The 24,604-nt window shown below is 66.4% G+C and carries 24 protein-coding genes; 17 read left to right on the top strand and 7 right to left on the bottom strand.

What is annotated here, in order from left to right; translation table 11 throughout:
- The first annotated feature begins 43 nt into the window (after positions 1-43).
- The 7 genes from rplS (at position 44) to NX774_RS12575 (ending at position 7,111) form a co-directional block, all read left to right on the top strand.
- A complete protein-coding gene (rplS, locus tag NX774_RS12605) occupies positions 44-421 on the top strand; it encodes a 50S ribosomal protein L19 (RefSeq protein ID WP_258822521.1) in 378 nt (125 codons plus the stop codon).
- A gap of 69 nt (positions 422-490) precedes the next feature.
- A complete protein-coding gene (locus NX774_RS12600) occupies positions 491-1,162 on the top strand; it encodes a CoA pyrophosphatase (protein ID WP_258822520.1) in 672 nt (223 codons plus the stop codon).
- Between the two features lie 103 nt (positions 1,163-1,265).
- Positions 1,266-2,225 carry a CobD/CbiB family protein gene (locus NX774_RS12595; protein ID WP_258822519.1) on the top strand — a complete coding sequence of 320 codons (960 nt, stop codon included), beginning with the start codon at positions 1,266-1,268 and terminating at the stop codon, positions 2,223-2,225.
- Positions 2,226-2,557: 332 nt separating this feature from the next.
- Positions 2,558-2,896 carry a DUF3579 domain-containing protein gene (locus tag NX774_RS12590; RefSeq protein WP_258822518.1) on the top strand — a complete coding sequence of 113 codons (339 nt, stop codon included), beginning with the start codon at positions 2,558-2,560 and terminating at the stop codon, positions 2,894-2,896.
- Between the two features lie 112 nt (positions 2,897-3,008).
- The gene (locus tag NX774_RS12585) at positions 3,009-3,458 is read left to right on the top strand and encodes a CBS domain-containing protein (protein ID WP_258822517.1); all 450 of its coding nucleotides are present in this window, start codon (positions 3,009-3,011) and stop codon (positions 3,456-3,458) included.
- Positions 3,459-3,504: 46 nt separating this feature from the next.
- A complete protein-coding gene (locus NX774_RS12580) occupies positions 3,505-6,237 on the top strand; it encodes a M16 family metallopeptidase (RefSeq protein WP_370660424.1) in 2,733 nt (910 codons plus the stop codon).
- Positions 6,238-6,322: 85 nt separating this feature from the next.
- Positions 6,323-7,111 carry an SDR family oxidoreductase gene (locus tag NX774_RS12575; RefSeq protein WP_258822516.1) on the top strand — a complete coding sequence of 263 codons (789 nt, stop codon included), beginning with the start codon at positions 6,323-6,325 and terminating at the stop codon, positions 7,109-7,111.
- 126 nt (positions 7,112-7,237) lie between these two features.
- Here the strand turns inward: NX774_RS12575 and NX774_RS12570 are convergent, their stop codons facing one another.
- From NX774_RS12570 to NX774_RS12550, 5 genes are all read right to left on the bottom strand, one after another.
- Positions 7,238-8,536, bottom strand: coding sequence for a tetratricopeptide repeat protein (locus NX774_RS12570; protein WP_258822515.1), 1,299 nt, complete (start codon positions 8,534-8,536; stop codon positions 7,238-7,240).
- A 154-nt stretch (positions 8,537-8,690) separates the two neighbouring features.
- Positions 8,691-10,187, bottom strand: coding sequence for a beta-N-acetylhexosaminidase (gene nagZ, locus NX774_RS12565; RefSeq protein WP_258822514.1), 1,497 nt, complete (start codon positions 10,185-10,187; stop codon positions 8,691-8,693).
- A gap of 14 nt (positions 10,188-10,201) precedes the next feature.
- Positions 10,202-11,212, bottom strand: a complete 1,011-nt coding sequence (locus tag NX774_RS12560) for an SIS domain-containing protein (protein WP_258822753.1) — start codon at positions 11,210-11,212, stop codon at positions 10,202-10,204.
- The gene (gene nagA, locus NX774_RS12555; RefSeq protein ID WP_258822513.1) at positions 11,205-12,305 is read right to left on the bottom strand and encodes an N-acetylglucosamine-6-phosphate deacetylase; all 1,101 of its coding nucleotides are present in this window, start codon (positions 12,303-12,305) and stop codon (positions 11,205-11,207) included. The genes NX774_RS12560 and nagA overlap by 8 nt, the downstream gene beginning before the upstream one ends.
- Positions 12,302-13,180, bottom strand: a complete 879-nt coding sequence (locus NX774_RS12550; protein WP_258822512.1) for a glucosamine kinase nucleotide-binding domain-containing protein — start codon at positions 13,178-13,180, stop codon at positions 12,302-12,304. The genes nagA and NX774_RS12550 overlap by 4 nt, the downstream gene beginning before the upstream one ends.
- 291 nt (positions 13,181-13,471) lie before the next feature.
- Between NX774_RS12550 and NX774_RS12545 the strand changes: the two genes are divergently transcribed.
- Both NX774_RS12545 and NX774_RS12540 read left to right on the top strand, forming a co-directional pair.
- Positions 13,472-13,819, top strand: coding sequence for a tRNA-binding protein (locus tag NX774_RS12545; RefSeq protein WP_258822511.1), 348 nt, complete (start codon positions 13,472-13,474; stop codon positions 13,817-13,819).
- 106 nt (positions 13,820-13,925) lie between these two features.
- On the top strand, positions 13,926-14,627 hold the full coding sequence (locus tag NX774_RS12540) for a YjjG family noncanonical pyrimidine nucleotidase (RefSeq protein WP_258822510.1): 702 nt from the start codon (positions 13,926-13,928) through the stop codon (positions 14,625-14,627).
- Between the two features lie 77 nt (positions 14,628-14,704).
- Here NX774_RS12540 and NX774_RS12535 read toward each other — a convergent pair whose 3' ends face one another.
- Both NX774_RS12535 and NX774_RS12530 read right to left on the bottom strand, forming a co-directional pair.
- On the bottom strand, positions 14,705-16,651 hold the full coding sequence (locus NX774_RS12535) for a CocE/NonD family hydrolase (protein ID WP_258822509.1): 1,947 nt from the start codon (positions 16,649-16,651) through the stop codon (positions 14,705-14,707).
- A 95-nt stretch (positions 16,652-16,746) separates the two neighbouring features.
- The gene (locus tag NX774_RS12530; protein WP_258822508.1) at positions 16,747-18,102 is read right to left on the bottom strand and encodes a GIN domain-containing protein; all 1,356 of its coding nucleotides are present in this window, start codon (positions 18,100-18,102) and stop codon (positions 16,747-16,749) included.
- Positions 18,103-18,272: 170 nt separating this feature from the next.
- On the opposite strand from NX774_RS12530, the gene NX774_RS12525 reads away from it, so the two are divergent.
- The 8 genes from NX774_RS12525 to bufB all read left to right on the top strand — a co-directional run bounded on the left by NX774_RS12525 (position 18,273) and on the right by bufB (position 24,585).
- A complete protein-coding gene (locus NX774_RS12525; RefSeq protein WP_258822507.1) occupies positions 18,273-19,118 on the top strand; it encodes a metal-dependent hydrolase in 846 nt (281 codons plus the stop codon).
- A 38-nt stretch (positions 19,119-19,156) separates the two neighbouring features.
- Positions 19,157-19,342 carry a hypothetical protein gene (locus tag NX774_RS12520; protein WP_258822506.1) on the top strand — a complete coding sequence of 62 codons (186 nt, stop codon included), beginning with the start codon at positions 19,157-19,159 and terminating at the stop codon, positions 19,340-19,342.
- 89 nt (positions 19,343-19,431) lie between these two features.
- Positions 19,432-21,039: an AAA family ATPase gene (locus NX774_RS12515; protein ID WP_258822752.1), complete on the top strand. Its 1,608-nt coding sequence runs from the start codon at positions 19,432-19,434 to the stop codon at positions 21,037-21,039.
- A gap of 1 nt (position 21,040) precedes the next feature.
- On the top strand, positions 21,041-21,742 hold the full coding sequence (locus NX774_RS12510; RefSeq protein WP_258822505.1) for a general secretion pathway protein GspB: 702 nt from the start codon (positions 21,041-21,043) through the stop codon (positions 21,740-21,742).
- A complete protein-coding gene (mobB, locus tag NX774_RS12505) occupies positions 21,729-22,256 on the top strand; it encodes a molybdopterin-guanine dinucleotide biosynthesis protein B (protein WP_258822504.1) in 528 nt (175 codons plus the stop codon). The genes NX774_RS12510 and mobB overlap by 14 nt, the downstream gene beginning before the upstream one ends.
- Before the next feature lie 53 nt (positions 22,257-22,309).
- Positions 22,310-22,510, top strand: coding sequence for a YjfB family protein (locus tag NX774_RS12500; RefSeq protein WP_258822503.1), 201 nt, complete (start codon positions 22,310-22,312; stop codon positions 22,508-22,510).
- Between the two features lie 117 nt (positions 22,511-22,627).
- On the top strand, positions 22,628-22,891 hold the full coding sequence (locus NX774_RS12495) for a BufA1 family periplasmic bufferin-type metallophore (protein WP_258822502.1): 264 nt from the start codon (positions 22,628-22,630) through the stop codon (positions 22,889-22,891).
- 8 nt (positions 22,892-22,899) lie between these two features.
- Positions 22,900-24,585: an MNIO family bufferin maturase gene (gene bufB, locus NX774_RS12490; RefSeq protein ID WP_258822501.1), complete on the top strand. Its 1,686-nt coding sequence runs from the start codon at positions 22,900-22,902 to the stop codon at positions 24,583-24,585.
- Positions 24,586-24,604: the final 19 nt, after the last annotated feature.

The raw sequence follows: 24,604 nt of genomic DNA, 5'->3' as shown, positions 1-24,604 counted from the left end.
GGCACTTGATGGCGCCAGCAAGATGGTTTTTGGAGTGATAAAAATGGATCTGATCCAGCAACTCGAGCAAGAAGAGATTGCGCGCCTCGGCCGCAACATCCCTGACTTCGCACCGGGCGACACCGTGGTCGTCAACGTCAACGTCGTCGAAGGCAACCGCAAGCGCGCCCAGGCATACGAAGGCGTCGTGATCTCGCGTCGCAACCGCGGCCTGAACTCGAACTTCATCGTTCGCAAGATCTCGTCGGGCGAAGGCGTGGAGCGTACGTTCCAGCTGTACTCGCCGCTGATCGCTTCGATCGAAGTGAAGCGTCGTGGTGACGTGCGTCGCGCCAAGCTGTACTACCTGCGCGAGCGTTCGGGCAAATCGGCACGCATCAAGGAAAAACTGCCGAACCGCAAAGCCGCTGCTGCCGAGTAATCGCGTCTGCATGGCTGAAAAAGGCATCCCTTGGCGGGTGCCTTTTTCTTTTTCCGCTGGAGATTTCGTTTGGCAAAGATTCATTTCGACCCGCAACTGCTGCCGGTAGAAGGCTACGCTGGCGAGCCCCCGCTCGCGTCCGAGCGGCTGGTGCCCAGCTGGGTGCGCCAGCGCTTTGCCGCGCCGCCGCCGCAATGGCAGGCGGAGCAGGTGGACGAGAGCTGGCTGCTGCAGTTCCCCAGGCTCAAGCGCGCCGCCGTGCTGGTGCCGCTGGTGGCGCGCGATGGCGCCCTGCATGTGCTGCTGACCCAGCGCACCGACAACCTGACCAACCACGCCGGCCAGATCAGCTTTCCGGGCGGCCGGTCGGAAGAATTCGACTCTTCGCCCATCGAAACGGCCCTGCGCGAGACGGAGGAAGAGATCAGCCTGGCGCGCCGCCACATCGACATCGTCGGCGTGCTGCCCGAGCACGTGACTGGTACCGGCTACCGCGTCACGCCCGTGGTCGGCATCGTGGCCCCGCCGTTCGAGCTGGCCGCCGACCCCAACGAGGTGGCCGAGATCTTCGAGGTGCCGCTCGCCTTTTTGATGGACGGAATGAACCACCAGCGCCTGTCGTACGAACTGCCGGAAGGGAAGGGCCGCCGCCACTTCTACGCCATGCCCTTCGAGCGCTACTTCATCTGGGGCGCCACCGCGGCCATGCTGCGCAACCTGTTTCACTTCCTGCGTGCCTGACCGGAACATTTTCTTACAGCCTTGATTTGATTCCGGCGGTCCTCTGCGCTATCGTAGCGGGCAGCATAAAGTTGCCATAAACAAAAAACAGCAAGGACCTTCGATGACTTTTTTCTCCATTCTGTGCGCGTTGCTGATCGAGCAACTCAAGCCCTTGCGCGCAGATAACCAGGTGTACGGTGGGATCAAGCGGCTGGCTGCGCGGATCGAAGGCTGGTTCAACGCCGGCGAGCCGGGCAACGGGCGCCTGGGCTGGCTCTTGATGATGGCGGTGCTGATGCTGCCGACCGCGATCATCTACTGGGTGCTGCTGCACTACAACCTGGTGTTTGCGGTGTTCGCCTGGAACGTCCTGATCGTCTACCTGACGCTCGGTTTCCGCCACTACAGCCATTACTTCACCTCGATCCAGTTCGCGCTCAACGCCGGCGACGAGGCGCAGGCGCGCGCCCTGCTGGCCGAGTGGACCCGGATGGACACGGTGGGCATGGACAGCAGCGAGATCGCGCGCATTGCGGTGGAAAAATCGCTGGTCACCACGCACCGCAACGTGTTCGGCGTGTTCTTCTGGTTCCTGATGCCGGTCGGCCCGGCCTGCGCGGTCATGTATCGCGTGGCCGAGTACCTGGCGCGCGCGTGGAACGAGCCCGAGCACATGCGCAACGAAGAGTTCGGCAAGTTTGCCGCCAAGGCGTTCTACTGGATCGACTGGATCCCGGTGCGCCTGACCGCGATTGCGTTTGCGGTGGTCGGCAATTTCGAGGACGCCGTGTACGCGTGGCGTAATTTCGCCAACCGCTGGGCGGACGAGTCCAAGGGCATCATCCTGGCCGCGGGCGGCGGCGCGATGGGTGTGCGCCTGGGCACCCCGGCCGAAAACGCGCCGCAACTGCTGCCGGCCGATGCCGCGACGGTGGACCTGTCCGAGAGCGAAGCCGAAGTGCTGCCGGGCGAGGAGCCGAACGTGCGCGCCTTGCAGAGCACGGTGGGCTTGGTCTGGCGTGCTTTGCTGCTGTGGATGCTGCTCCTGCTGCTCCTGTCGAGCGCAGTCTGGCTGGGCTGAGCGCAAGCCGCCAACAATAGCCCGTCGTCCCCGGACTCGCCGTCCGCCTTGGCGGGGACCCATAGGCCGCGTGAATGCACGCTCAGCATGGGTCCCCGCCTCCGCGGGGACGACGTTTTTGAGTTGACGATGGCTGCAAAGCAGCGTCGCAGCACGCTCAGCATGGGCCCGGCGTTCGCCGGGGTGACGGTGTGTCATGTTTCCCGGGACGGCATTGTTTTCCACCTTTTCGCCCACACCCTTCCATCCGGGCGCCAGAAACCTCGTCCTCAGGTCTTCTATAAGATATAATACTGAAGTTCTCTTCCACGCAGCATTCACCAAGCAGCACTATGGCCGAGTTACCGCAAAACAGGAAAGAACTCGCCGGCGAGTTTTTTATTCTGGGCATTTCCAACAGCGGAAGGCAATTCCGCCCCAGCGACTGGGCTGAGCGCCTGTGCGGCGCCATGTCCTGCTTTCGCCCGGAAGACGGACGCAACGCCCACCTGAAGTACTCGCCCTACGTGCGCCCGACCGTCGTCAACGGCCTGAAAGCCGTGGTCGTCAGCCGCGCGCTGCAGGACCTGGAACCGCTGGCCTACCACTTCGTCCTCGACTTCGCCAAGGACAACGACCTGCAGGTCGTTGACGCCTGCTTCGTGCCGCTGCCCGGCGAACGCAAACCCTGATCCCGCTCCGCGCCATCGCGGCTTTGAGCAAGGTCAAAGCCGTGCCGGTGGCGCACGCTACGGTGGTTCACGGCGCGCAGCCCTGCGCGCCTACAACAACGAGGGGACTGCCATGCACATCGGGGAAATTTCCACCGTCCAAACGGTGTATTGCAAACGCGACGAAAGCGTCCAAAGCGCAGCTTTGCTGATGCGAAAACACCATGTCGGCGACCTCGTCGTGGTCGATCAGCCCGAAGGCGAAAAGATCCCGGTTGGCATCGTCACCGACCGCGACATCGTCGTTTCCGTGATCGCGCTCGGGCTCGACCCGTCCAGCCTGCAGGTGGGCGACATCATGACCGACGACCTCTTGACCGCCGCCGAACATGACGATGTGTACGAGACCATCGAGCGCATGCGCTTTCGCGGCATTCGCAGGGTGCCGGTGGTCAACGCCGCCGGCGGGCTGACCGGCATCATCAGCGCCGACGACCTGCTCGAGTTCCTGGCCGACGAGATGGGCGAGCTCTCGCGCATCAGCTCGCATCAACAAGCGCACGAAAAGAGCGCCCGGCACTAGCGTCTGTTACCATCCCGTCGTTTGCAACGTCACTGACGGGATTGACATGGATTGGATGAAAATCGCGCGCGGCTTCGTCGCGCCTGTTGCGGTCGGCTGCGCGGCCTTTCTGGCTGCCGGCGCCGCCTGGTCGTTCCAACTGCCCAAGGGCGTGGTGCAGGGGCCAATGGTGGAGGGCATCACCGAATACCGGCTGCCCAACGGCCTGAAGGTGCTGCTGTTCCCGGACGCGTCGCGCCCGACCATCACCGTCAACGTCACCTACCTGGTCGGCTCGCGCCACGAGAACTATGGCGAGACCGGCATGGCCCACCTGCTCGAACACCTGATGTTCAAGGGCGCGCCCAAGCACCCGGACATCACGCGCCAGTTCGCCGACCGCGGCATGCAGTTCAACGGCACCACCTCGTTCGACCGCACCAACTACTACGAGGTGTTCGACGCGTCCGGCGACAATCTCCAGTGGGCGCTGCAGATGGAAGCGGACCGCATGGTCCACTCCTTCATCGCGAAGAAGGACCTGGACTCCGAGATGACCGTGGTGCGCAACGAGTACGAGAGCGGCGAGAACTCGCCGGGCCAGGTGCTGATGAAGCGCATGCAGAGCCTGTCGTACGACTGGCACGCCTACGGCCGCCCGACCATCGGCAACCGCAGCGACATCGAGAACGTGAAGATCGAGAACCTGCAGGCCTTCTACCACACTTGGTACCAGCCCGATAACGCGGTGCTGCTCGTGGCCGGCAAGTTCGACCCGGTGGCCACGCTGGGCACCATCAGCCGCCTGTTCGGCGCGATCCCCAAGCCCAAGCGCACGCTGCCCAAGTTCTGGACCGTGGAGCCGACCCAGGATGGTGAGCGTACCTACGCCGTGCGGCGCCAGGGCGACGTGCAGATCGTCGCGCTCGGCTACAAGATCCCGTCCGGCCTGCACCCGGACAGCGACGTGCTCGATTTCGCTTCGAGCATCATGGGCGACGTGCCCACCGGCCGCCTGCACAAGCTGCTGGTCGATTCGGGCATGGCGAGCGAGGTGTTCGCCTTTCCGCAAACGGGCTACGCGCCCGGGCTGCAGTTCTTCGGCGCGGTGGTCAAGAAGGGCGCGCCAATCGAGCCGGTGCGCACCGCGCTCACCGAAGCGGTCGAGAGCTTCTACAAGAACCCGCCCACGGCGGAGGAAATGGAGCGCGTGCGGCGCGCCTACCTCAACGATTTCGAGCGCAGCCTGAACGATCCGCAGAAGGTCGGGGTGTCCTTGTCCGAGTCGATTTCGCTGGGCGACTGGCGCCTGTATTTCGTTGGCCGCGACCGCGTCAAGCAGGTCAAGGGCGACGAGGTGGCAGCTGCCGCCGGCCGCTACTTCCGGCGCGACAACCGGGTGACCGGCACCTTCATCCCGGACGATAATCCGCAGCGCGCGCAGATCCCGGTGGCGCCCACGGCGCAGGACCTGCTCAAGGACTTCAAGCCGCAGAACGGCAGCTACGTGTCCGAGGAATTCGCGCCGACGCAGGAGAACATCCTCAAGCGCACCACGATCGTGCTTGAGGGCGGCGTCACGCTCGCGCTGCTGCCCAAGAAGAACCGCGGCGCCACCGTGTCGGTCGACCTGCGCCAGCACATCGGCGACGAAAGGAACCTGTTCGGCAAGAACGCGATTCCCGGCCTGACGGCAGCCATGCTGATGCGCGGCACAAACAAGTACAACCGCGTGCAGCTGGCCGACGCATTCGACAAGCTCAAGATCTCGGGCGGCCTGACGCACTTCCAGACCACGCGCGAGAACCTGCCCGAGGCGCTCAAGCTGGTTGCGCACGTGCTCAAGGAAGCGAGCTTCCCGGCCACCGAGTTCGAGCAGCTGCGCCAGCAGGCGCTGGTGGGGCTCGAGGCCGGCAGGAGCGAGCCGCAGGAGGTGGCATCGCGCGCGCTGGCCGAGCACTTCAACATCTACCCGCGCGGCGACGTGCGCTACGAGACCACGCTGGAAGAAGACATCGCCGACATCAAGGCCGCCACGCTCGACCAGGTGAAAGCCTTCCACCGCGACTATTACGGCAGCGTGCCGGCCCAGATGGCGATCGTCGGCGACTTCGATCCCAAAGAGGTCACGCCGCTGGTGGACCAGCTGTTCGGCCACTGGCAGGCGAAAGAGCATGTGGCGCCGGTGCTGCGCCGCTACGCCGACATCAAGCCGATGGAAAAGACGCTGGATACGCCGGACAAGGAGAACGGTTTCTTCACCGCGCGCGAGAACCTGGACCTGAACGTGGACGACGAGGACTTCCCGGCGCTCATGCTGGCCAACTACATCTTCGGTGAAGGCGGCCTGCGCTCGCGCCTGATGGACCGGATCCGCCAGAAGGAAGGCTTGTCGTACGGCGGCGGCTCGCAACTGGTGGCCGGCGAGATGGACCGCTCCGGCATGTTCGCCATCAGCGCCATCGCCGCGCCGCAGAACCTGCGCCGCGTGGACAAGGCCGTGCGCGAGGAACTGGCGCGCGCCGTCAAGGACGGTTTCACGCAACAGGAGCTGGCCGGCGCCAAGTCGGGCCTGATGCAGCAGCGTATCCAGAACCGTTCGGAAGACGGGGTGGTGGCGGCCGGCTGGACCTCCTACCTCTACCGCGGCAAGACCTACGAGTGGTCGCGCGAGTTCGAGCGCAAGCTGATGGCGGTGACCCTGCCGCAGCTGAACGCGGCCTTCCGCAAGGCGATCGATCCGGCCAAACTCTCGGTGGTGATCGCCGGCGACCAGCACAAGGCCAATGGAGGGAAATGAGGCCGGGGCAGCCCCGCAGTTTGATCGATGGACCTGCTGCACGCTATGATGTTGCTTTTGCTGTGGCATCGCGTAGGAGCAGATCGTGAAGGGCACTAACAAGCAGCAGTCGGAAGCCATGTCGTTTGCCGGCAAGGTTGTGCTGGTGACGGGAGCGGCAGCCGGCATCGGCCGCGCCACGGCGCTGGCGTTCGGGCGCGCGGGCGCCTGCGTCGTGGTCGCCGATTCCTCGGTGGACGGCGGCCACGCGACTGCCGCCATGATCGTGGAAGCGGGCGGCAAGGCGCTGTACGTGAATGCCAACGTGACCCGCGCATCCGATGTGGAAGCGCTGGTGGACAAGGCTGTCAGCCGCTACGGCCGCATCGACTGCGCCGTGAACAACGCGGCCATCGAGGAAGAACAGGCCGGCATGCTGGACACGGACGACGCGCAATACGACCGCATCATGGGCGTGAACGTGAAGGGCGTGTGGCTGTGCATGAAGGCCGAGCTGCGCCAGATGATGCAGCAGGGCGGGGGCACGATCGTCAACATGGCGTCGGTGGCCGGACTGGTGGCCTTGCCCACGCGCTCGCTCTACACGGCCAGCAAGCACGCCGTAGTGGGCCTGACCAAGAGCGCCGCAGTCGAATACGCGCGTGCCGGCATTCGCGTCAACAGCCTGTGCCCTGGCGCCGTGCGCACGCCGATGTTTGCGCGCATGCTCGAGCGCGACCCGCAGCTGGAAGAAAAGCTCAAGGACACCTACCCGATGGGGCGCCTGGCCGAACCTGCCGAAGTGGCCAATGCCGTGATGTGGCTGTGCTCCGACCAGTCCTCGTTCGTGACCGGCCACCAGCTCGCCATCGACGGCGGACTGACCGCGCTGTGACGTAGGGTGGGCTCTCGAGCCCACGCGGTCAGGCACGCGGCGCGTATCCCCGCGTGGGCACCAGTGCCCACCCTACAAAAAAAATCCCGCATCGCTGCGGGATTTTTTTCGTGATGCCGGTATCGCTTACTTGGCTGCAGCCGCCGTCGCCGGGGTCGGGTGATTCGCCAGCACGATCCAGTAGCGCGCCAGGTCCGACAGGCCGCCGCCCGCCTTCACGTCCTGGAAGGTCTTGATCGCTTCGTCCTTGTGGCCGGCGCGCAGCTGGGCGATACCCAGGCGCAGCTTGGCCTCGTCCGGCTGCTTCAGGCCGCCCTTGGCGATGCCCTGCTGGATGAAGCCGATGCCCTTGTCGAACTGGTCCATCGTCACATATGCCCAGCCCAGGTTGACCAGGCCGGCGCCGTTCTTCGACTTGGCTGCCGAAGCCTCGCCGGTGGCGATGTTCTTGGCGTCGTCGGCCGCGCCCTTGGTCGCCTTGTCGCGCAGCTGGCGGTGCTTGGCCGCGTCCGCGCCGGTGCCCAGCGCGCCGTTGGCAAAGCCGGCGTCCAGCACCTTCTTCGCTTCGGTCGGGAAGCCCGCCAGCAGCAGCAGCTGGGCGAAGTCGGCGTAATGCTCGGCCGGCATCTTCTGCTGGGCCGAGTATTCCAGGCGGTACACGTTCACGTCGTTCGCGGTGCCATCGTAGCCCGGCTTGCGGTACACGCCGCGGTTGAGCGCGTCGGTCCACAGCTCGTCGCTCGGATAGTAGGCGATCATCTTGTCGATGGTGGCCAGGTAGGTGGCGTCGTCCTTGGTCTTGTTGGCCGAGGAGGCCAGCAGCCGCAGGTCCTCTTCGCCCGGCACCTTGCCGGCCTTCTCGGCGTCGGCGATCACCGGCAGCAGGCCGGCCTTGGCCGCGGCGTAGTCGCCGGACAGGTACTCGGCGCGGATCAGCGGGCCGCGCACCTTGGACGGGTCGCTGCCTTCCTTCTCGTAGCGCTTGAAGACCTCAGCGGCCTTCGGGTAGTTCTTGTTGTTGTAGTACTGGTTGCCGAGCGCCAGCAGGAAGGTGTCCTTTTCCTGCGGGGAGATGAACTCGGAGCCCAGCAGCGTGGTCAGCATCGGCGCCACGTCCGCGCCCGAGGTGGCGGCCAGCGACAGCTTCATGCGGTCGATCGCGTAGTGTTCGTACGGCGTCAGGTTCGGCACCGCTTCGGCTTGGTTGAGGCGGTTCTGGACTTCCGTGAAGTTCTTGGCGTCCATCAAAGGCTTGAGCTGGGCGCCGTCGATCAGCTTGAACACCTCCGGACGCACGGTCGGGCCTTTTTGCTCGGCGGCCGGTTTGTCTTCTTTCTTTTGCGCGATGGCATTGTTCATCAGGGCCGGCGCTGCGCCGAGGGCGGCCAGCATCAGGACGAGACGGGCAAGACGAAATTGGGACATGGAGAATCCTTCAATCAATAGCAAAAAAATGAGCGATGCACATTTTTGTCGGCTCAAAGCAACATTGCCTTTTCGGACAAACCGGCATTGTCCCACAAACTACATCGATGGGTCTGGCAATTGTGCCGCAGAGTCTGCCAGACCCGGCGCGTCGTTACATTGAGTTACGGCTAAAACCCGGCACCGGGCACACGCCTTGCGCCTCGATCTGGCCGGCCAGCCAGGCGTTCACCGCTTCCAGCGCGGGCGGGGCGAAGCCGTAGGTCATCAGGGCCGGGGCCTCGAAGTCGAGCGCCTGATAGGGGTTCCATAGCGCCAGGTGCAGGTCCGGGCGCCAGGTGGCGCGCGCGTTGGGGCCGTAGCGGCGGCGCGAGGTCGAGGCCAGGACCGTGAAGCGGCCGTCCTGCGGCAGCGCGTCCCAGTCGAAGCACTCGGCGTCGGCAAAGGTGACCAGATCCACCTCGTACAGCTGGCCCAGCATGGCTGCGATCGTGGCGGCCGGCACGCCGGCCTCGGACACGCCGTCGCTCACCACGTCCTGGCGCGCCACCAGGCGCACCTTGCTGCCGCGGGCAGGGCGGGTGGGGCCGCGCAGCGCGGTGAGGCCCGCCTTCCACGCCCGCGCCATGAGCGCGCGGTCCTGCTGTTCGGTCGTGTACTCGCCCTGGCAGCACGGATGCGCCTGCACCAGCGCGGACAGGCGCGCAAGGCGTGCCTTGACCTCGTCCATCGGCAGCACCCCGTCGCGGATCGCGGCGGCGATCGCGTCGATGGTCTCCTGCTGCGTTTCGCGGCTGCCGATCGCCATCACCATGTCGGCGCCGGCCACCAGCGCGTTCACCGCCGCCTGGCCCGCGCTGTAGCGGTGGGCGATCGCGTGCATGTCCATGCCGTCGGTGATCACCACGCCGCGGTAGCTCCACTCATCGCGCAAGATGCCGGTCAGGATCCGGCGCGACATGGTGGCCGGGTTGTCCGGGTCGAGCGACGGGTAGACGATGTGCGCCGTCATCATCGCCGGCGCGCTGGCCGCGGCCATGCGGAACGGCGCGAACTCGAAGCGTTCCAGCTCGGCGAGCGGCTTGTCCACCAGCGGCAGGTCGCGGTGCGAATCGACGTGGGTGTCGCCGTGGCCGGGGAAGTGCTTGACGCAGCAGGCCACGCCTTCGGCCTCGCTGCCCGCCATCCAGGCCAGCGCCAGTTCGGTCGCGCGCAACGGGTCGGCGCCGAACGAGCGCTCGGCGATGACCGGGTTCTGCGGGTTGTTGTTCAGGTCCAGCACCGGCGCGAAATTCCAGTTGAAGCCCAGCGAACGCACCGCGCGCGCCACCGCGGCGCCCACGTCGCGCGCCAGATGCGGATCGTTCGCTGCGCCCAGCGCCATCGCCGACGGCGGCGCCGGCACCCAGGTCGAGCGCACCACCGCGCCGCCTTCCTGGTCCAGTGCGATCAGCGACTCGCGGCCCATCACCTCGCGCAGCGCACCGGTGAAGCGCGTGAGCTGCGTGGCGTCGGTCATGTTCTGGCGGAACAGGCACACGCCGCGCACGCTGTTCTGGCCCAGGAATGCGGCGGTGTCGGCATCCAGTTCGGTGCCGAACAGCCGCACCATGATCAGCTGGCCGGCTAGCTGGTGGAGGTTCTCGTTCATGGTCCTCAGTTTGCTTAGTTCGTCTTTGTGACTTTCGACAGGTGGCGCGGACGGTCCGGGTCCATGCCGCGCGCCTTGGACAGGTGCGCCGCCATCACATAGAAAGACTGGATCGCTGCGATCGGGTCCAGGTCCGGGGTGGCCGCCACCGGTATCGTCAGGTCGCGCTCGGCCACGTCTTCGGGCGCGGCCAGCAGCACGCGCGCGCCGCGTCCGCGCATTTCGCCGGCCAGCTGCACCAGGCTGGCCTGGGCCGGGCCGCGGGTTGCGAAGATCAGGAGCGGGTAGCCTTCCTCGATCAGCGCCATTGGGCCGTGCTTGATCTCGGCGCCGGAGAACGCCTCCGCTTGCAGGGCCGAGGTCTCCTTGAACTTGAGCGCCGACTCCAGCGCCACCGGGAAGCTGATGCCGCGGCCGACCACCATGATGTTGCGGGCCGGCGCCAGCACGTCGATCGCTGCCGACCAGTCGGCACGGGCGGCGGTGGCCAGCACCTCGGGCAGGGCGGCGATGCCGTCCTTCAGTTCCGGGTCGTTCTGCCATTCGGCGACCAGGCGGGCGCCTGCCACCAGGCTGGTGATGAAGCTCTTGGTCGCGGCCACGCTCTGTTCTTTACCGGCGTGCAGCGGCATGGTCCACTCGGCCGCTTCGGCCAGCGGCGAGGCGGTGTCGTTGACCAGCGCGACCGTGGTGGCGCCGCCGCCGCGGAAGTAGCGGATCGGTTCGACCACGTCCGGGCTCTGGCCCGACTGCGAGATGGCCACGGCCAGCGTGTCGCGCGTGACGAGCGGCGACTTGTACAGGGTGATGAGCGACATCGGCAGCGAGGTCACCAGGCGTCCCATGCGCGCCATGATCAGGTAGGCCAGGTAGGCCGACGCGTGGTCCGAGCTGCCGCGCGCGACGGTGACGGCGCTGTGGAAATTGGTGGACCTCAGCTTGCGGCCCAGTTCCGCGTAGCGTTCGGCGTCGTTCGACAGTTGGAAAGCGACGCATTCTGCCGCGGACACGGCTTCTTTAAGCATCTGCGAGGTCACACACTTCTCCTTCAATATAAACGGCTTTGATGTTCAGGTCGCGGTCCAGGACCACGAGGTCGGCGAAGCAGCCCGGGGCCAGGCGCCCGCGCTGGGTTTCGCCTAGATAGTCTGCGGCGTTGGTGGACACGCGCCGTGAGGCCTCGGCCAGCGGCAGCCCGATCGAGACCAGGTTGCGCAGCGCCTGGTCCATGGTGAGCGTGCTGCCGGCCAGCGTGCCGTCGGCCAGGCGCACGCCGCCCATGCATTTGTGGACCACCTGGCGGCCCAGCATGTATTCGCCGTCCGGCATGCCGGCGGCGGCGGTGGAATCGGTTACGCAGAACAGGTGCGGGATCGACCGCAGCGCCACCTTGATCGCGCCCGGATGCACGTGCAACAGGTCGGGAATGATCTCGGCGTACTGCGCATGCGCGAGCGCCGCGCCGACCATGCCGGGGTCGCGGTGGTGCAGGCCGGGCATCGCGTTGAACAGGTGGGTGAAGCCCGCCGCGCCATGCTCCAGCGCCTTCACGCCGTCCTCGTAGGTGCCGGTGGTGTGGCCGATCTGTACCTTGATGCCGGCATCGGCAAGCTGGCGCACCAGTTCCAGGTGGCCGTCCATTTCGGGCGCCACGGTGATGAGCTTCATCGGCGCCTGCTGGCCGAAGCGCTGCACTTCGGCCAGCGTGGCCTCGCGCGCGTAGGCCGGCTGGGCACCGAGCTTGCCGGGGTTGATGTACGGGCCTTCCAGGTGCACGCCAAGGATGCGCGCCTCGTTCTTGCCACGCTCGCCGCAGGCCTTGCCGATCGCGCCAAGCGCGGTGGTGATGTCTTCCACCGGGGCGGTCATGGTGGTGGCGAGCAGGCTGGTGGTGCCGTGCCTTGCGTGCAGCGCCGCGATCACGTGCGGCGCGTCGCCGCCTTCCATCATGTCGCGCCCTGCGCCGCCGTGCACGTGCAGGTCGATAAAGCCGGGCAGGATGTAGTCTTCGCGGTTCGCTTCCGGATTGATCGACTCGCCTTCGATCGACAGGATGCGCGGGCCGAATTCGATGTCGCCGACGATCCAGCCGTTCGGGGTGAGGATGTTGCCCTTCATTGGTGTGCCTTTTTCAAATGCTGTTCGATCATGCGGAGCGCGCCCTTGGCCGAGTCGCCTTGCGCGGCCACCACGCGCGCAAGGAGTGCCTGCGGCAGGTAAGGGCGCAGCGGTTCGCCCAGGCCGCCGCACAGCGCCACCGGCAGCTGGCCGGAAGGGTCGAGCGCGGCCGCCATCAGCGCCACTTCGCGCCCCGCGTCTTCGAGGATGGTTCTGGCCACCGGGTCCGATTCGCCGTGCGCCATCACGATGCGCGCCAGCCCAGCGTAGGTGGTCTGCGTCGCCTGGCCGAGCCAGACCTGGATGGCGTCGCGGTTGCCGCCGCAAGCGTCGATCACCGCATCGGCAAAACGGCTCCCCGGCTTGCGGCCGTCGAGCACCTGCTGGATATGGTTCATCGCGCGCAGGCCCATCCAGCCGCCGCTGGCCTCATCCCCCGCCGGAAAACCCCAGCCGCCCACTTCGCGCTGGCTGCCGTCCGGGAGCAAGGCTTCGCCCACGCTGCCGGTGCCGATGGCCACGATCACGCCGGGCTGGCCCGCGTGCGCGCCGAAGAGGGTGGTGATGCCGTCGTTGTCGAGCGCAAGGGCCGCGTAGCCGGGGTTGGCGGCCGCGAATTGCGCCGCCCATTCCTTGTTGTGGACCCCGGCCAGCCCAAGCCCGATGGCGCAACGCTCCAGCGGAACCTGGTCGATGCCGATCGCGGTGAATGCCTTGCCCACCGCAGAGTTGACGGCGGTCCAGGCATTGCCGATGCCATGCGCCAGACCCGAAGGGCCGCTGGTGGACTGTGCCAGTTCGGCGCCGCTAACTTCTGCAAGCCGCACGCGCGTGCCGGTGCCGCCGCCATCGACGCCGATGAGATAGTCGATCATGAGTGTGATTGAGTGCCGGGGAGGTCAGGGCACTATAGGGAGGGCATACTTTGTTGTCAACAGGTATTTGACTGGTATTCTTTTGTGGCAATCCGGAATGGGTCAATAGCTGTCGGTTATGAGTGTAAGTAGTTGGTTTTTAAGGAAAAATTGCTGGTATCTGGCTGGTATGGTTGAGTGGGCGTGATGCCGCTGTTGTAATTGCCCACGACATGAAAAAAACAGTCCATTGATGCTATTCTTTCAATCCGTCGTTGGCCCAACAAGAAAATTACTGGACTCCCCTGCATAATGAACCAAACTGAACACATCGATTGGTCGGATTTCATGAAGGTCGAGCTTCGTGTCGGGCGCATCGTCGCCGCGGAGGCGTTTCCGGAAGCGAGAAAGCCGGCCTATAAACTGCAGATCGATTTCGGAAGCGATATCGGCGTGCTCAAATCGAGCGCCCAGATCACGGCGCTATATGCACCGGAAACCCTCATCGGAAAGCAGGTCGTTGCGGTCACCAATTTCCCTAAAAAGCAGATCGGTCCGTTCATGTCCGAATGCCTGGTAACCGGCTTTCACGACGCCTCCGGAAACGTCAGTCTCTGCGCACCGGAACATCAGGTACCGCTCGGCACGAGGCTGTTGTAAGCGAAATCTCGCAGCCACCTGCCCGTAACTCCCCCGGTTGGATTTTCCGCCCAACGGCCAGAAAAGGCTGCCGGGGCGACGATCGGCCCGGTGGTATCATGCAGCAATGAAACACAAGCTTTTTCTCTTTGACCTGGACGACACGCTCCTCGACTTCCGCGCGTCCGAAAAGCGCTCGTTTGCGCGGACCTTGCAGGAACTGGGCGCGCGTGACGGCATCGACCAGCTGTTCGTGGACTACCAGGCGATCAATGTCGACCTGTGGAAGCGCTTCGAACGCGGGGAAGTGGCGAAGGACTTCCTGAAGGTGGAGCGGTTCCGCCGCACCTTCCTTGCGCACGGGCTCGAGCTGGATGCCGAGGCGGCAAGCAGCCTGTATCTTGAGTCCTTGTCCGAAACGGTCGTGCTGATCGATGGCGCCGCGAGCGTGTGCGCAGCGCTGGCGGAAATCGGCGAAGTCGGTGTCATCACCAACGGCGTCGATCACATCCAGCGCCGCCGCATTGCCAGCTCGGGGCTGAACCAGCACATCTCGTTCATCTCCACGTCCGAAGCCTGCGGCTTCGCCAAGCCGGACAGCCGCTTTTTCGAGTACACGGTCAAGATGGCGCGTGCCTGCGCCAAGGCGGAGATGATCATCGTTGGCGACCGCCTGGATGCGGACATCCTGGGCGCGAACCGGTTCGGGATTGAAAGCTGCTGGTTCAATCCCGAGCGGCTTGCGAACGAAACCGATGCGGTGCCGGATTACGAGGTTGGCAGCCTGCGCGAGATCGTGCCCGCGCTTGACGCTCTGCCGGTCACGTAGGTTTGGCAGGTGCTCCTGCCCACGCGTTCAGGCCACGCATGCCCGGCCTGAACGCGTGGGCGGGAAACCCGCCCACCCTACCGAACCGCTTCGACGATCGGCAGCTCGACAAAGCTGCTGTGGTACACCCGCTGCGTGGCCTTCTTGAAGTCTGCCGGCTTGGCCCAGAAGATGTTGGGCACGAAGGTCTGCGGATTGCGGTCGTACAGCGGGAACCAGCTCGACTGCACCTGCACCATGATGCGGTGGCCCGGCAGGAACACGTGGTTCGCGGTCGGCAGGCCGAAGCGGTAGGCGAGCGGCTTGTTCGGTGCAATCGCGTGCGGCACCTCCATGCTCTCGCGATAGCGGCCGCGGAAAATGTCGCCCGAGACCATCAGCTGGTAGCCGCCCATGGCCGGCTGGCTGCCCACCTGGTCCGGGTACACGTCGATCAGCTTGACCACCCAGTCCGAGTCGGTGCCGCTGGTCGAGGCAATCAGGTTCGCCACCGGCTCGCCGCTGATCTTCACCGGCGCGGTGAGCACGTCCGAGGTGAAGGTCAGCACGTCGGTGCGACCCGATGCCTCGCGCTGGTCGTCCACCAGCCAGCGCGGCCAGCTCTGGCCCTTGGCTTCGTCGTAGCCGTACGGCGGAATCGGCCGCTGGCGGAACGGCACCGGCTTGGCCGGGTCCGAGATGTATTCGTCATAGCCCTTGTCGTTGGCCGGCGCACCCAGCAGCGCCTTCTGGCTGGCGGCCAGGCGCAGCGCCACCGGCTTGATCGCGCAGCCGCTGTTGCAGCCGGCCGGCCACGCATTCAGGCTGCGCCATTTGTTGGTGCCGGTCTCGAATGCCGACACGGTCGGGATCGGCGCGGCCGAGGTGTCGTCCTTCAGGTAGCGGTCCAGGAACGGGCGCAGGATCTCCTGGCGGAAGTGCAGGGCGGTGTCCTGGCCAAACTTGATCGCGCCCAGGCTGCTGCCGTCGCCGATGCCGCCGCCGTGCGACCACGGGCCCAATACCAGGTGCACCTTTCCGTCCTTGTCGTTCGGCTTGATGGCCTTGTACACCGCGACTGCGCCATAGATGTCTTCCGCATCCCACAGGCTGTGCACCAGCAGCGTGGGCACCGTGACCGGCTGCTTTGCCAGGATCTTGTCCATTGCCTGCTGCTGCCAGAAGCTGTCGTACGACGGATGCGCGAGGATCTTGCGCCAGAAGCCGCTCTGCTCGACGCCGCGTTCGCGCCCAAGCTCACCGGCGGTACCGGCGCGCATGTACATGTCGTAGTCGTCGTAATTCGAGGTAAACCATTTAGCCTCATTCTTGCGCGAGACCACCTGCTCCATCACGTACGACAGGTTGATCTGGCGGAAGGCGCCGTTGTGGAACCAGTCGTCGCCCTTCCAGCCATCGACCATCGGGTTCATCGGCACCGCCACCTTGAGCGCCGGGTGCGGGTTCACCAAGGCCATCAGCGGCAAAAAGCCATCGTACGAAATGCCGATGATGCCGACCTTGCCGTTGGTCTCGGGGAGGTTTTTGGTGAGCCATTCGATGGTGTCGTACGTGTCGGTCGAATGGTCCACCGGCGTGGGGTTGAGCGGGCCTTGCAGCGGGCGGTTCATCACATAGTCGCCTTCCGAACCGTACTTGCCGCGCACGTCCTGCACCACCCGGATGTAGCCGCCTTCCACGATCACGTCGGCCGCGTTGTCATAGCCCTGCAGGATCGAGCCCAGGTCGTTGCTCTCCGCGTGGCTGGTCAGCGACGACGCGTCGTACGGCGTGCGGGTCAGCAGGATCGGCGCGTTCTTCGCCCCCTTGGGCATGATGATGACGGTGTTGAGCCTCACGCCGTCGCGCATCGGGATCATCACGCTGCGCTTGACGTAGTTGAAGCTCGCTGTCGGCGCCGCGAATTCGGCGGGTGTTTCGGTGGGCAGTTGCGGATACAGCGGCTTGTCGGCCTGTGCGTGCGCGAGGCCGGCAAACGCAAGCGCGCCGGCGAGCGGCGCGAGGCGGGCGATGGTTGGTTTCATTGGCGTCCTTGGTTTTATAGGCGGCTATGTACATACAACGCGTGGCGGCGCTCGCGAAAGCGCCGCGTTACATTAGCACAGGACGCCGCCGCTACTCACTGCAGCAGGTGGTGCGTGCCCTCGCGATCGACCACCAGGATCGAGCCGCGCTGGCGGTTGGCCTGTTGGGCAGCTTGCTGGGTCAGGTTGACCGTCGCGCTGCCCGGGCCGCGCACGTGGATGTCGGTGTGCGCCGCCGTCAGGGCGCGGCCCTCGAGGCTGCCCGAGCCGGTCAGCTCGGCGCTGACCGTGTCCACGGTGCCGCTGATGCTGGCGTCGCCCGGCCCGTCGATCTTCAGCAGCAGGCGCTTGCCGGCCATGTTGGCGGCCAGGTTGCCCGAGCCGCGCAGCTGTGCGTCCAGCGTGTCGGTGATCGTGGCCAGCGCGACCTCGCCCGGGCCGCGGCTCGCTACCTGCGCCTTGGCCACCTGCAGCGAGCCGGCCTTCAGGTCGCCCGAACCGCTCATTTGCGCGGCCAGCTCGGTGGTGGCGCCGGCCAGCGTCACGTTGCCCGGGCCGGTCATGCGTACCCGCGCCGATTGGGCCTGCAGGCCGCGCGCGGTCAGGTCGCCCGAGCCGTGCACCTCGGCGTCGAACTGCTTGATGGTGCCGGACACGCACGCGCTGCCCGGGCCGCCCTGCAGCGTGCGCACCGCCTGTACCGCGAGGCTGCAGGCTTCCAGGTCGCCGGAGCCGGTCACCTCGGCGCGCAGCTCGCGCGCGCTGCCCGACAAATTGACGTTGCCCGGGCCGCTCATCTGCAGCTGCAGGCGGGCCAGGTGCAGTCCATCGGCCTTCAGGTCGCCCGAGCCGGTGACACTGGCGTTCATGTCGTTGGCCACGCCCGACAGGCGGACGTTGCCCGGGCCGGACATGGCCAGGCTCAGGTTGGCCGCGGCCAGCTGGCGCAGGTCGGCGTCGCCGCTGCCGCCGCTCTTGACGGCCAGCTCGCGCACCGCGCCCGAGGCGCGCAGGTCGCCCGGGCCGTCCACTTCCAGTGCGACTTTCTCGCCGCTCAACTGGTCCACCTCGACGTCGCCGCTGCCGCCCACCGACAGCCGTTTCAGGCCTTGCGCGCCGATCGTGACCTGGACCGGGTCGCGCTGCCTTCCCCAGCTGAAGTGAAAGCCCGCCACGTGCGAGCGCGGGCGCACCACCAGCGTGTCGCCGCGCGTGAAGACCTCGACCTCGTCGAGCTCCTTGCGCTCGCCCGACAGCTCCAGCGCGTTCTTGCCCTGTGCATGGACGACGACGTGGAAGGGGCCGGACAGTTCCAGCGCGGTGAAGGCGCCAACGGCACGCTGTTCGGTGACGACGCCGGCGCGCTGGGTCTGGGCCTGGCTGGCCTGGCTGGCGATGGCGCCGACGGCCACGGCGGCGGCCAGCGCGGTGAGTTTGAGAGCTGTCTTCATTGGTCTTGTTATCAGGTGGCGGCGCGGTGCCGGGAGCCTGCACAATAGACCGCCAGCCGCCGGCCTGCACGGCCAAAACGACAGACCGCCGAAAATCGGGAATCAACTGCGCAAGCCGGGGGTTGAAGTGCGCGCTTGCACTTGCCCGCGCCGCGTGTATATTCATCTGCATGTGCTCGCTCACCGTCCGCAAGCTCGACGTCGACCTGTCCCGCGGTTTCAGCCGCCGCTGGCTGGCGGGCGACGCCTATCGCACGCAGTTCTTCAATGCGTTGTCGATGACCTTTCCCATCGGCGAGCAGATGTTCATCGACAGCCTGCGCGCGGTGCCGCCGGCAAGGCTGTCCGACCCGGCCCTGGCGGCCGAGGTCAGGGATTTCGTGGGGCAGGAGGCGAGCCACCGCTTCGCCCACATCCAGTACAACGCGCAGCTGGCGCAGCAGGGCTTCGGCTTCACGCTGGAAAAGGCGATCGCGCGGCGGGTGCGGCGCATTGCAAAGCTGGACGTGAAGAGCCGCGTGGCCATCACCTGCGCACTGGAGCATTACACGGCGGTGCTGGCCGACGGCGTGCTGCGCCACCCCGAGTGGCTGGAAGGGGCCGACCCCGCGCTGCACCTGTTGTGGACCTGGCACGCGGTCGAGGAGACCGAGCACAAGGCCGTCGCGTTCGACGTGTACCGCGCCGCGGGCGGCGGTTACGTCAGGCGCGTGCTGTGGTTCGTGCACGCCAGCCTGGTGTTCTGGTTCGACGTGTTCCTGCAGACCGCGTTCAATTTGAAGCACGATGGCGCGCTGTGGCAGCCGCGCACCTGGGCCAGCGCCGCGCGCATGTGGTTCGGGTGGCGCGGGGTGGCATGGCATTTGTTCCTGCCATGCCTGCATTACCTGCGGCCGTCGTTTCATCCTTGGCAACATGACAACCGCGCGCTGGCGGCGATGTGGCTTGCGAGCAACATCTCGGCGTACCGCGCCATCGGCCGTGCAGCGCCGGCGCCGGGCGCTGGCGGCGCCTGATTCCGAAATGTCATAATAGTTGCATGGAGGAATAAGAAGTGATTCGATACATGGGCACCCGCAAGAATGCCGAAGGTGTGACCGTTTATGTTTTCGTGGTTAACGGCATGCAGAAGGAAGTGCGGGAAAATGCACTCAAGCAGCACCCCGGCTGTTACGACGCGCTGCCGGCGGCCACCAAGGCGCAGATTGCGTCCAACCGCAACTGGCTGTCCAAGCTCTAGGCCCGGCCGTAACCGCACTGTTGCGCACGCCGGAACCCGATCCAACACTACTTCGCATGCATGAAAACGCTGCCGGCGACCGGTTCGACATGTACAACAATTATTTCAGCCTGAAGCAAGCCCCGTTCTCGATCGCGCCCGACCCGCGCTACCTGTTCATGAGCGAGCGCCACCGTGAGGCGCTCGCCCACCTGCTGTACGGGATCGACAGCGGCGGCGGCTTTGTCCTGCTCACCGGCGAGATCGGCGCCGGCAAGACCACCGTGTGCCGCTGCTTCATCGAGCAGGTGCCGGGCAACTGCCGCCTGGCCTACATCTTCAATCCGCGCCTGACGGTGGAAGAGCTGCTGTCGACCGTATGCGACGAGTTCGGCATTGCGCTGCCGCCGCGCGCGGCCGGGGCCACGGGCGCCAAGCTGTATGTGGACGCGATCAACCAGTACCTGCTGGACGCGCACGCCAGGGGCCTGAACAACGTGCTGGTGATCGACGAGGCGCAGAACCTGTCGGCCGACGTGCTCGAGCAGCTGCGCCTGCTAACCAACCTTGAAACCAGCGAGCGCAAGCTCCTGCAGATCATCCTGATCGGCCAGCCCGAGCTGCGCCAGATGGTCGAGCGTCCCGAGCTGGAGCAGCTGGCCCAGCGCGTGATCGCGCGCTACCACCTCGGGCCGCTGTCCGAGTCCGAAACCGGGGCCTATGTCGCGCACCGGCTGGCGGTGGCTGGCGTGACCGGGCCCACGCCGATTCCGGTCTCGCTCGCGCCGCTGATTCACCGGCTCGCGCACGGCGTGCCGCGCCGGATCAACCTGCTGTGCGACCGCGGGCTGCTCGGTGCCTACGTCGAGAACAGCCGCGAGGTGACGCGGCCGATCCTGCGCCGCGCCGCGCAGGAGGTGTTCGGCAGCGAGCAGCCAGACGCGCGCCGGCGCCGCTGGCCGGTGTTCGCCGGCGGCGCCCTGATGGCCGTTGCCATCAGCGCCACCGCCGCCTGGCAGCTGCTGCCGCGCCAGCAGGCCGCGCCAGCCATCGCCAAGGTCGCGCCGGTATCCTCGGCGCTTGCCTCACCGGCACCCGCCAGGACAAACACCGCGCCCGCCAAGCCGGTGGCCCACGCCAGCCAGGACGCCGCGCTGCGCGAGCTGGCCGCGCTGTGGGGCCAGCCGCTGCCCGAAGGCGAACCATGCCAGGCCGCGCTCAAGCTCAACCTGCGCTGCCACCAGGGCCGGGGAGGGCTGTACGAACTGCGCCTCCTGGACCGGCCCGCAATCGTAACGCTGCACGACGGCGCCCATGTCGGTTACGCGGTCCTGACCCGCATGGACGACGCCACCGCCACCTTGTCCGCCAACGGCAAGCGCCAGACCGTGGGCCTGGCCACGCTCGCGCCCTTGTTCGACGGCGAGTACACCACCTTCTGGAAGATGCCGCGCGCTTTCCGCGACCAGGTTGGCATTGGCGACCAGGGGCCGGACGTGGACTGGATCGCCGAGCGCCTGGCGCAGCTCAACAAGATCGACGTACCGCCGGTGGACCGGCCGCTGGGCAAGCGCATGCAGGGGCTGCTGCGCGACTTTCAGTCCAAACAGAACCTGAAGGCGGACGGCGTGGCCGGGCCGCGCACCTACATGCGCCTGAACCAGCTGTCGGGCGTGGAAGAGCCGCGCCTGCTCTCGCTTAACCGGACCGGGAAATAAGATGTCCTACATCCTCGAAGCGCTCAAGAAGGCCCAGGCCGAACGCCAGCTGGGCAGCGCGCCGACCATCCATGCGCCGGCCGCCCACGGCGCGCCGCAGGCGGCACAGCGCCGCAAGCCGCTCGTGATCGGCGCCGCCGCCGGCGTGCTGCTGGTGGCGGGCGCGATACTGGCCTGGCGCCAGCACGCTGGCACTCCCGCACCGGCCGTGGTGGCGCAGGCTGCCGCACCGGCCGTGGCTCCCGGTCCGGCGCCTGCCCATGATGCAGCCGTCGCGCAGCACCCCCCGGCTGCGGCATCGCCCGCTCCGGCGGTAGCGCTCGTGGGCGCGCCGGATGCGCCGCCGGCCGCAGCAAAACCGGCAAGGCCGCCTGCCGAACCGGTACGCAAGGCGCCCGAACCGGCCCCTGCCGCAACGAGCGTGCCGGCGGAAGTGGCCAAGCCTGCCGTGGTGGCGCCCGTGTCGGCTGACGACGGCCTGCCGACCCTGAACGGCCTGCCGGATGCGGTGCGGCGCGACGTGCCCAAGGTAGCCTTCGGCGGCTACATGTATTCGCCCAACCCGGCCGACCGCCTGGTCCTGGTGGACAAGACGCTGCGCCACGAAGGCGAGGAGGTCGCGCCCGGGCTGATGCTGGAAAAGCTTCTGCCAAAGGGAGCGGTGCTGAACTTCAGGGGGTACCGCTATCGTGTCCCGTTCTGATCGCGGCCGCGTGCTGGGCATCTGCGGCTGGTCCGGCAGCGGCAAGACTACGTTGGTCGAGTACCTGGTCGGTGAGCTGGCCGGCCGAGGGCTGAGGGTCAACGCCGTCAAGCACAGCCACCACGACGTGGTGCTCGAGCCGCCGCACACCGACAGCGCACGCCTGCGCCGGGCCGGGGCGGGCGAGGTGATGCTGGTTTCGCCTTACCGCATTGCGATCGCCCGCGAACTGCGGGAACAAGCCGAGCCGCCGCTGGACGAGCTCCTGCCCCGGCTGTCCCCGGCCGACCTGACCCTGGTCGAAGGCTACAAATGGGAGCCGATTCCCAAGCTGGAAGTGCACCGTCCGTCCCTTGGCCGACCCGCGCTGTACCTGGACGACCCCCACATCGTGGCGGTGGCGTCGGATGCGCCGCGTCCCGCCGACGCTCCCGCCAGGCTGGCATGGCTGGACCTGAACGACCGGAAAGCGGTCCTGGGCTGGCTCAACAGTTGGCTCACAAAAAATTCCTAAAGTTCTTCAAAAAACTGCCGTCAACGGAGGATCAGCCTCTTCAGGAGAAGAAAATGGACATCAGCGGCATCGCCAGCGGCGCGACCAGCATCGCCGAAACGGGTACCAAGCAGGAAGTGGACATCGCCGTGCTCAAGCGCGCACAGGAGATCGAGAGCTCGACCGCGACCCAGTTGCTCGACGCCATCAAGTCGACCCCGACCGTCCAGAATCTGCCTGCACATCTTGGCAAGAATGTGAATACGACCGCCTGAGCTTTTTGCATTCTCGGCGACGCAACCCGGCACCTCGCCTGAGGTCCCGGGTTGCTTTCGTTTTGGGGACAGGTACAATCGCCAGCGTCGCGTCCGTACACAATCACAGGAGAAAACATGAACAAACGCCACGCCATGATCGCCGCCGCCCTTGCGAGTGCCTGCGCCGCCAACGCCGCGCTGGCTGCCCAGGATACGATGGCGGCGAAAGGCGAGCAGGAAAAGTGCTATGGCGTCGCCAAGGCTGGCCAGAACGACTGCGGTACCGCAACCCACGGCTGCGCGGGCCAGGCCAGGGTCGATAACGACGCCAAGGAATGGAAGTACGTCGCCAAGGGCACGTGCGAAAAGGTCGGCGGCAAGCTGACCGAGACCAAGTAAGGAACGCCGTGGTGGCGGGGCAGCGGCCTGCGCTGGGAATCGGCGTTGGCCTGCGCGTTCCGCACTACCGCCGCTTCCTGGACGAGCGGCCACAGGTTGGCTGGCTCGAGGTTCATACCGAGAACTACCTGTCCCGCTCGGGATGGGACTGGCATGTGCTGCAGGAGCTGCGGCGCGATTATCCGTTCAGCCTGCATGGCGTCGGGCTCGGGCTGGGCTCGGCGCGGGGCTTTTCCGAACAGCACCTGCAGCGCGTACGCGAGCTGGTCGAGCGCATCGAACCGGCGCTCGTGTCGGAACACCTGAGCTGGGGCGCGCTGCACGACCGCCAGCTCAACGACCTGCTGCCGGTCACGCTCGACGACGCGGCGCTCGATCTCGTGTCCGCGCGCGTCTCCCGCATGCAGGACGTGCTGCGCCGGCAGGTGCTGGTCGAAAACGTCTCGGCCTACCTGCGCTTTAACGGCGACACCATGAGCGAGGCCGAGTTCCTTGCAGAGCTGGTGCGCCGCACCGGCTGCGGCGTCCTGCTGGACGTCAACAACCTCTACGTCAACGAATGCAACCACGGCGAGGACGCGCTGGCCGCCATTGCCGCGCTGTCACCCGGGATGGTGGGCGAAATCCACCTGGCGGGCCACCTGCCGACCGAGCACGCCGTCATCGACCATCACGGCGCCGAGATTGCCGAACCGGTGTGGCAGCTGTACCGCGCCGCGCTTGCGCGCTTTGGCCGCGTGCCGACGCTGGTGGAGTGGGATACCGACATTCCCGAGCTGGCGGTGCTGCTCACAGAGGCCGCGAAGGCACAAGCGATCGCCAGTGAATTTTCCGCACCGTCAGAACTCGTCGTCCCGGCGCAGGCCGGGACCCATGCCGAGCTGGCAGACACGCGGCTCGACCAAACCCAGCAGCGCTTTGGCGACGCGCTGTTCGATGCCAGCCAGTCCACGCCCGCCATCGCGCTGGTCAAGCCGCATGCTGCGATGGAACGCCTCGCAATCTACCGCGGCAACCTCACCGCCAACTGGGAAAAATCGCTGGGCGCCGCCTTCCCGGTTGTGCGGCAACTGGTGGGCGAAGAATTCTTCAGCGGTCTCGCCCGCGCCTACGGCAAAGCCTTCCCGTCGCAGGACCCGGACCTGAACCTGTTCGGCGAGAACTTCGCGCAATTTCTCGCCGGTTTCGCGGCGGTGGAACGGTACCCGTACCTACCCGGCATGGCGCGCCTCGAATGGTTGCTGCACCGGTCGTACTACGAGCCGGACGCGCCGGCGCTGGACCCGGCCCAACTCGCCGCACTGGCGCCCGAGGAGGTGGAGGCGGCGCGCTTTACGCTGCATCCTGCCGCCGCGTTTGACCACTGCGAATGGGCAACGGCGGCGTTGTGGCTTGCCCATCAGCCAGACGGTCCGCCATTTCCGGAGCAAATGCGGGAGGACAGTTATGCGTTGGTCGTGCGCCCGCGCTGGCAACCGCAGTTGGTGCCGCTCACGGCATCTGCTTTTGCTGCCCTGACGGCGCTTGCCGAGGGAAAGACGTTCGGCGAGGCGTTGGACGCGGCGTTTGCGATCGACGAGGAGTTCGACGTTGCAGCGCACCTGGGGCATTGGCTGCGATTAGGGGTGTTTTCGGCGGAGCAGGGCGGGCGGAAGTGCCCACGCGCGCAAGCGTGCGAGGCCAATGAGCGTTAGCATGGGCACATCCGCCCGT

Origin of the sequence: Massilia agilis, from assembly GCF_024756255.1 — a bacterium.
Classification (GTDB): Bacteria; Pseudomonadota; Gammaproteobacteria; order Burkholderiales; family Burkholderiaceae_D; genus Telluria; species Telluria agilis.
Note: the sequence above shows the minus strand (reverse complement) of the source record. Positions and strands in the feature narration are given on the sequence as shown.

Bases quoted from the DNA above. Each gene is read 5' to 3' on its own strand.
- nagZ (WP_258822514.1), bottom strand. From the start codon at position 10,187: ATGAACGAGAACCTCCACCAGCTAGCCGGCCAGCTGATCATGGTGCGG.
- NX774_RS12580 (WP_370660424.1), top strand. From the start codon at position 3,505: ATGGATTGGATGAAAATCGCGCGCGGCTTCGTCGCGCCTGTTGCGGTC.
- nagA (WP_258822513.1), bottom strand. From the start codon at position 12,305: ATGAAGGGCAACATCCTCACCCCGAACGGCTGGATCGTCGGCGACATC.
- NX774_RS12495 (WP_258822502.1), top strand. From the start codon at position 22,628: ATGAACAAACGCCACGCCATGATCGCCGCCGCCCTTGCGAGTGCCTGC.
- NX774_RS12595 (WP_258822519.1), top strand. From the start codon at position 1,266: ATGACTTTTTTCTCCATTCTGTGCGCGTTGCTGATCGAGCAACTCAAG.
- NX774_RS12545 (WP_258822511.1), top strand. From the start codon at position 13,472: ATGAACCAAACTGAACACATCGATTGGTCGGATTTCATGAAGGTCGAG.
- NX774_RS12510 (WP_258822505.1), top strand. From the start codon at position 21,041: ATGTCCTACATCCTCGAAGCGCTCAAGAAGGCCCAGGCCGAACGCCAG.
- NX774_RS12535 (WP_258822509.1), bottom strand. From the start codon at position 16,651: ATGAAACCAACCATCGCCCGCCTCGCGCCGCTCGCCGGCGCGCTTGCG.
- NX774_RS12585 (WP_258822517.1), top strand. From the start codon at position 3,009: ATGCACATCGGGGAAATTTCCACCGTCCAAACGGTGTATTGCAAACGC.
- rplS (WP_258822521.1), top strand. From the start codon at position 44: ATGGATCTGATCCAGCAACTCGAGCAAGAAGAGATTGCGCGCCTCGGC.
- NX774_RS12530 (WP_258822508.1), bottom strand. From the start codon at position 18,102: ATGAAGACAGCTCTCAAACTCACCGCGCTGGCCGCCGCCGTGGCCGTC.
- NX774_RS12590 (WP_258822518.1), top strand. From the start codon at position 2,558: ATGGCCGAGTTACCGCAAAACAGGAAAGAACTCGCCGGCGAGTTTTTT.
- NX774_RS12560 (WP_258822753.1), bottom strand. From the start codon at position 11,212: ATGCTTAAAGAAGCCGTGTCCGCGGCAGAATGCGTCGCTTTCCAACTG.
- NX774_RS12570 (WP_258822515.1), bottom strand. From the start codon at position 8,536: ATGTCCCAATTTCGTCTTGCCCGTCTCGTCCTGATGCTGGCCGCCCTC.
- NX774_RS12540 (WP_258822510.1), top strand. From the start codon at position 13,926: ATGAAACACAAGCTTTTTCTCTTTGACCTGGACGACACGCTCCTCGAC.
- NX774_RS12515 (WP_258822752.1), top strand. From the start codon at position 19,432: ATGTACAACAATTATTTCAGCCTGAAGCAAGCCCCGTTCTCGATCGCG.
- NX774_RS12500 (WP_258822503.1), top strand. From the start codon at position 22,310: ATGGACATCAGCGGCATCGCCAGCGGCGCGACCAGCATCGCCGAAACG.
- NX774_RS12525 (WP_258822507.1), top strand. From the start codon at position 18,273: ATGTGCTCGCTCACCGTCCGCAAGCTCGACGTCGACCTGTCCCGCGGT.
- NX774_RS12550 (WP_258822512.1), bottom strand. From the start codon at position 13,180: ATGATCGACTATCTCATCGGCGTCGATGGCGGCGGCACCGGCACGCGC.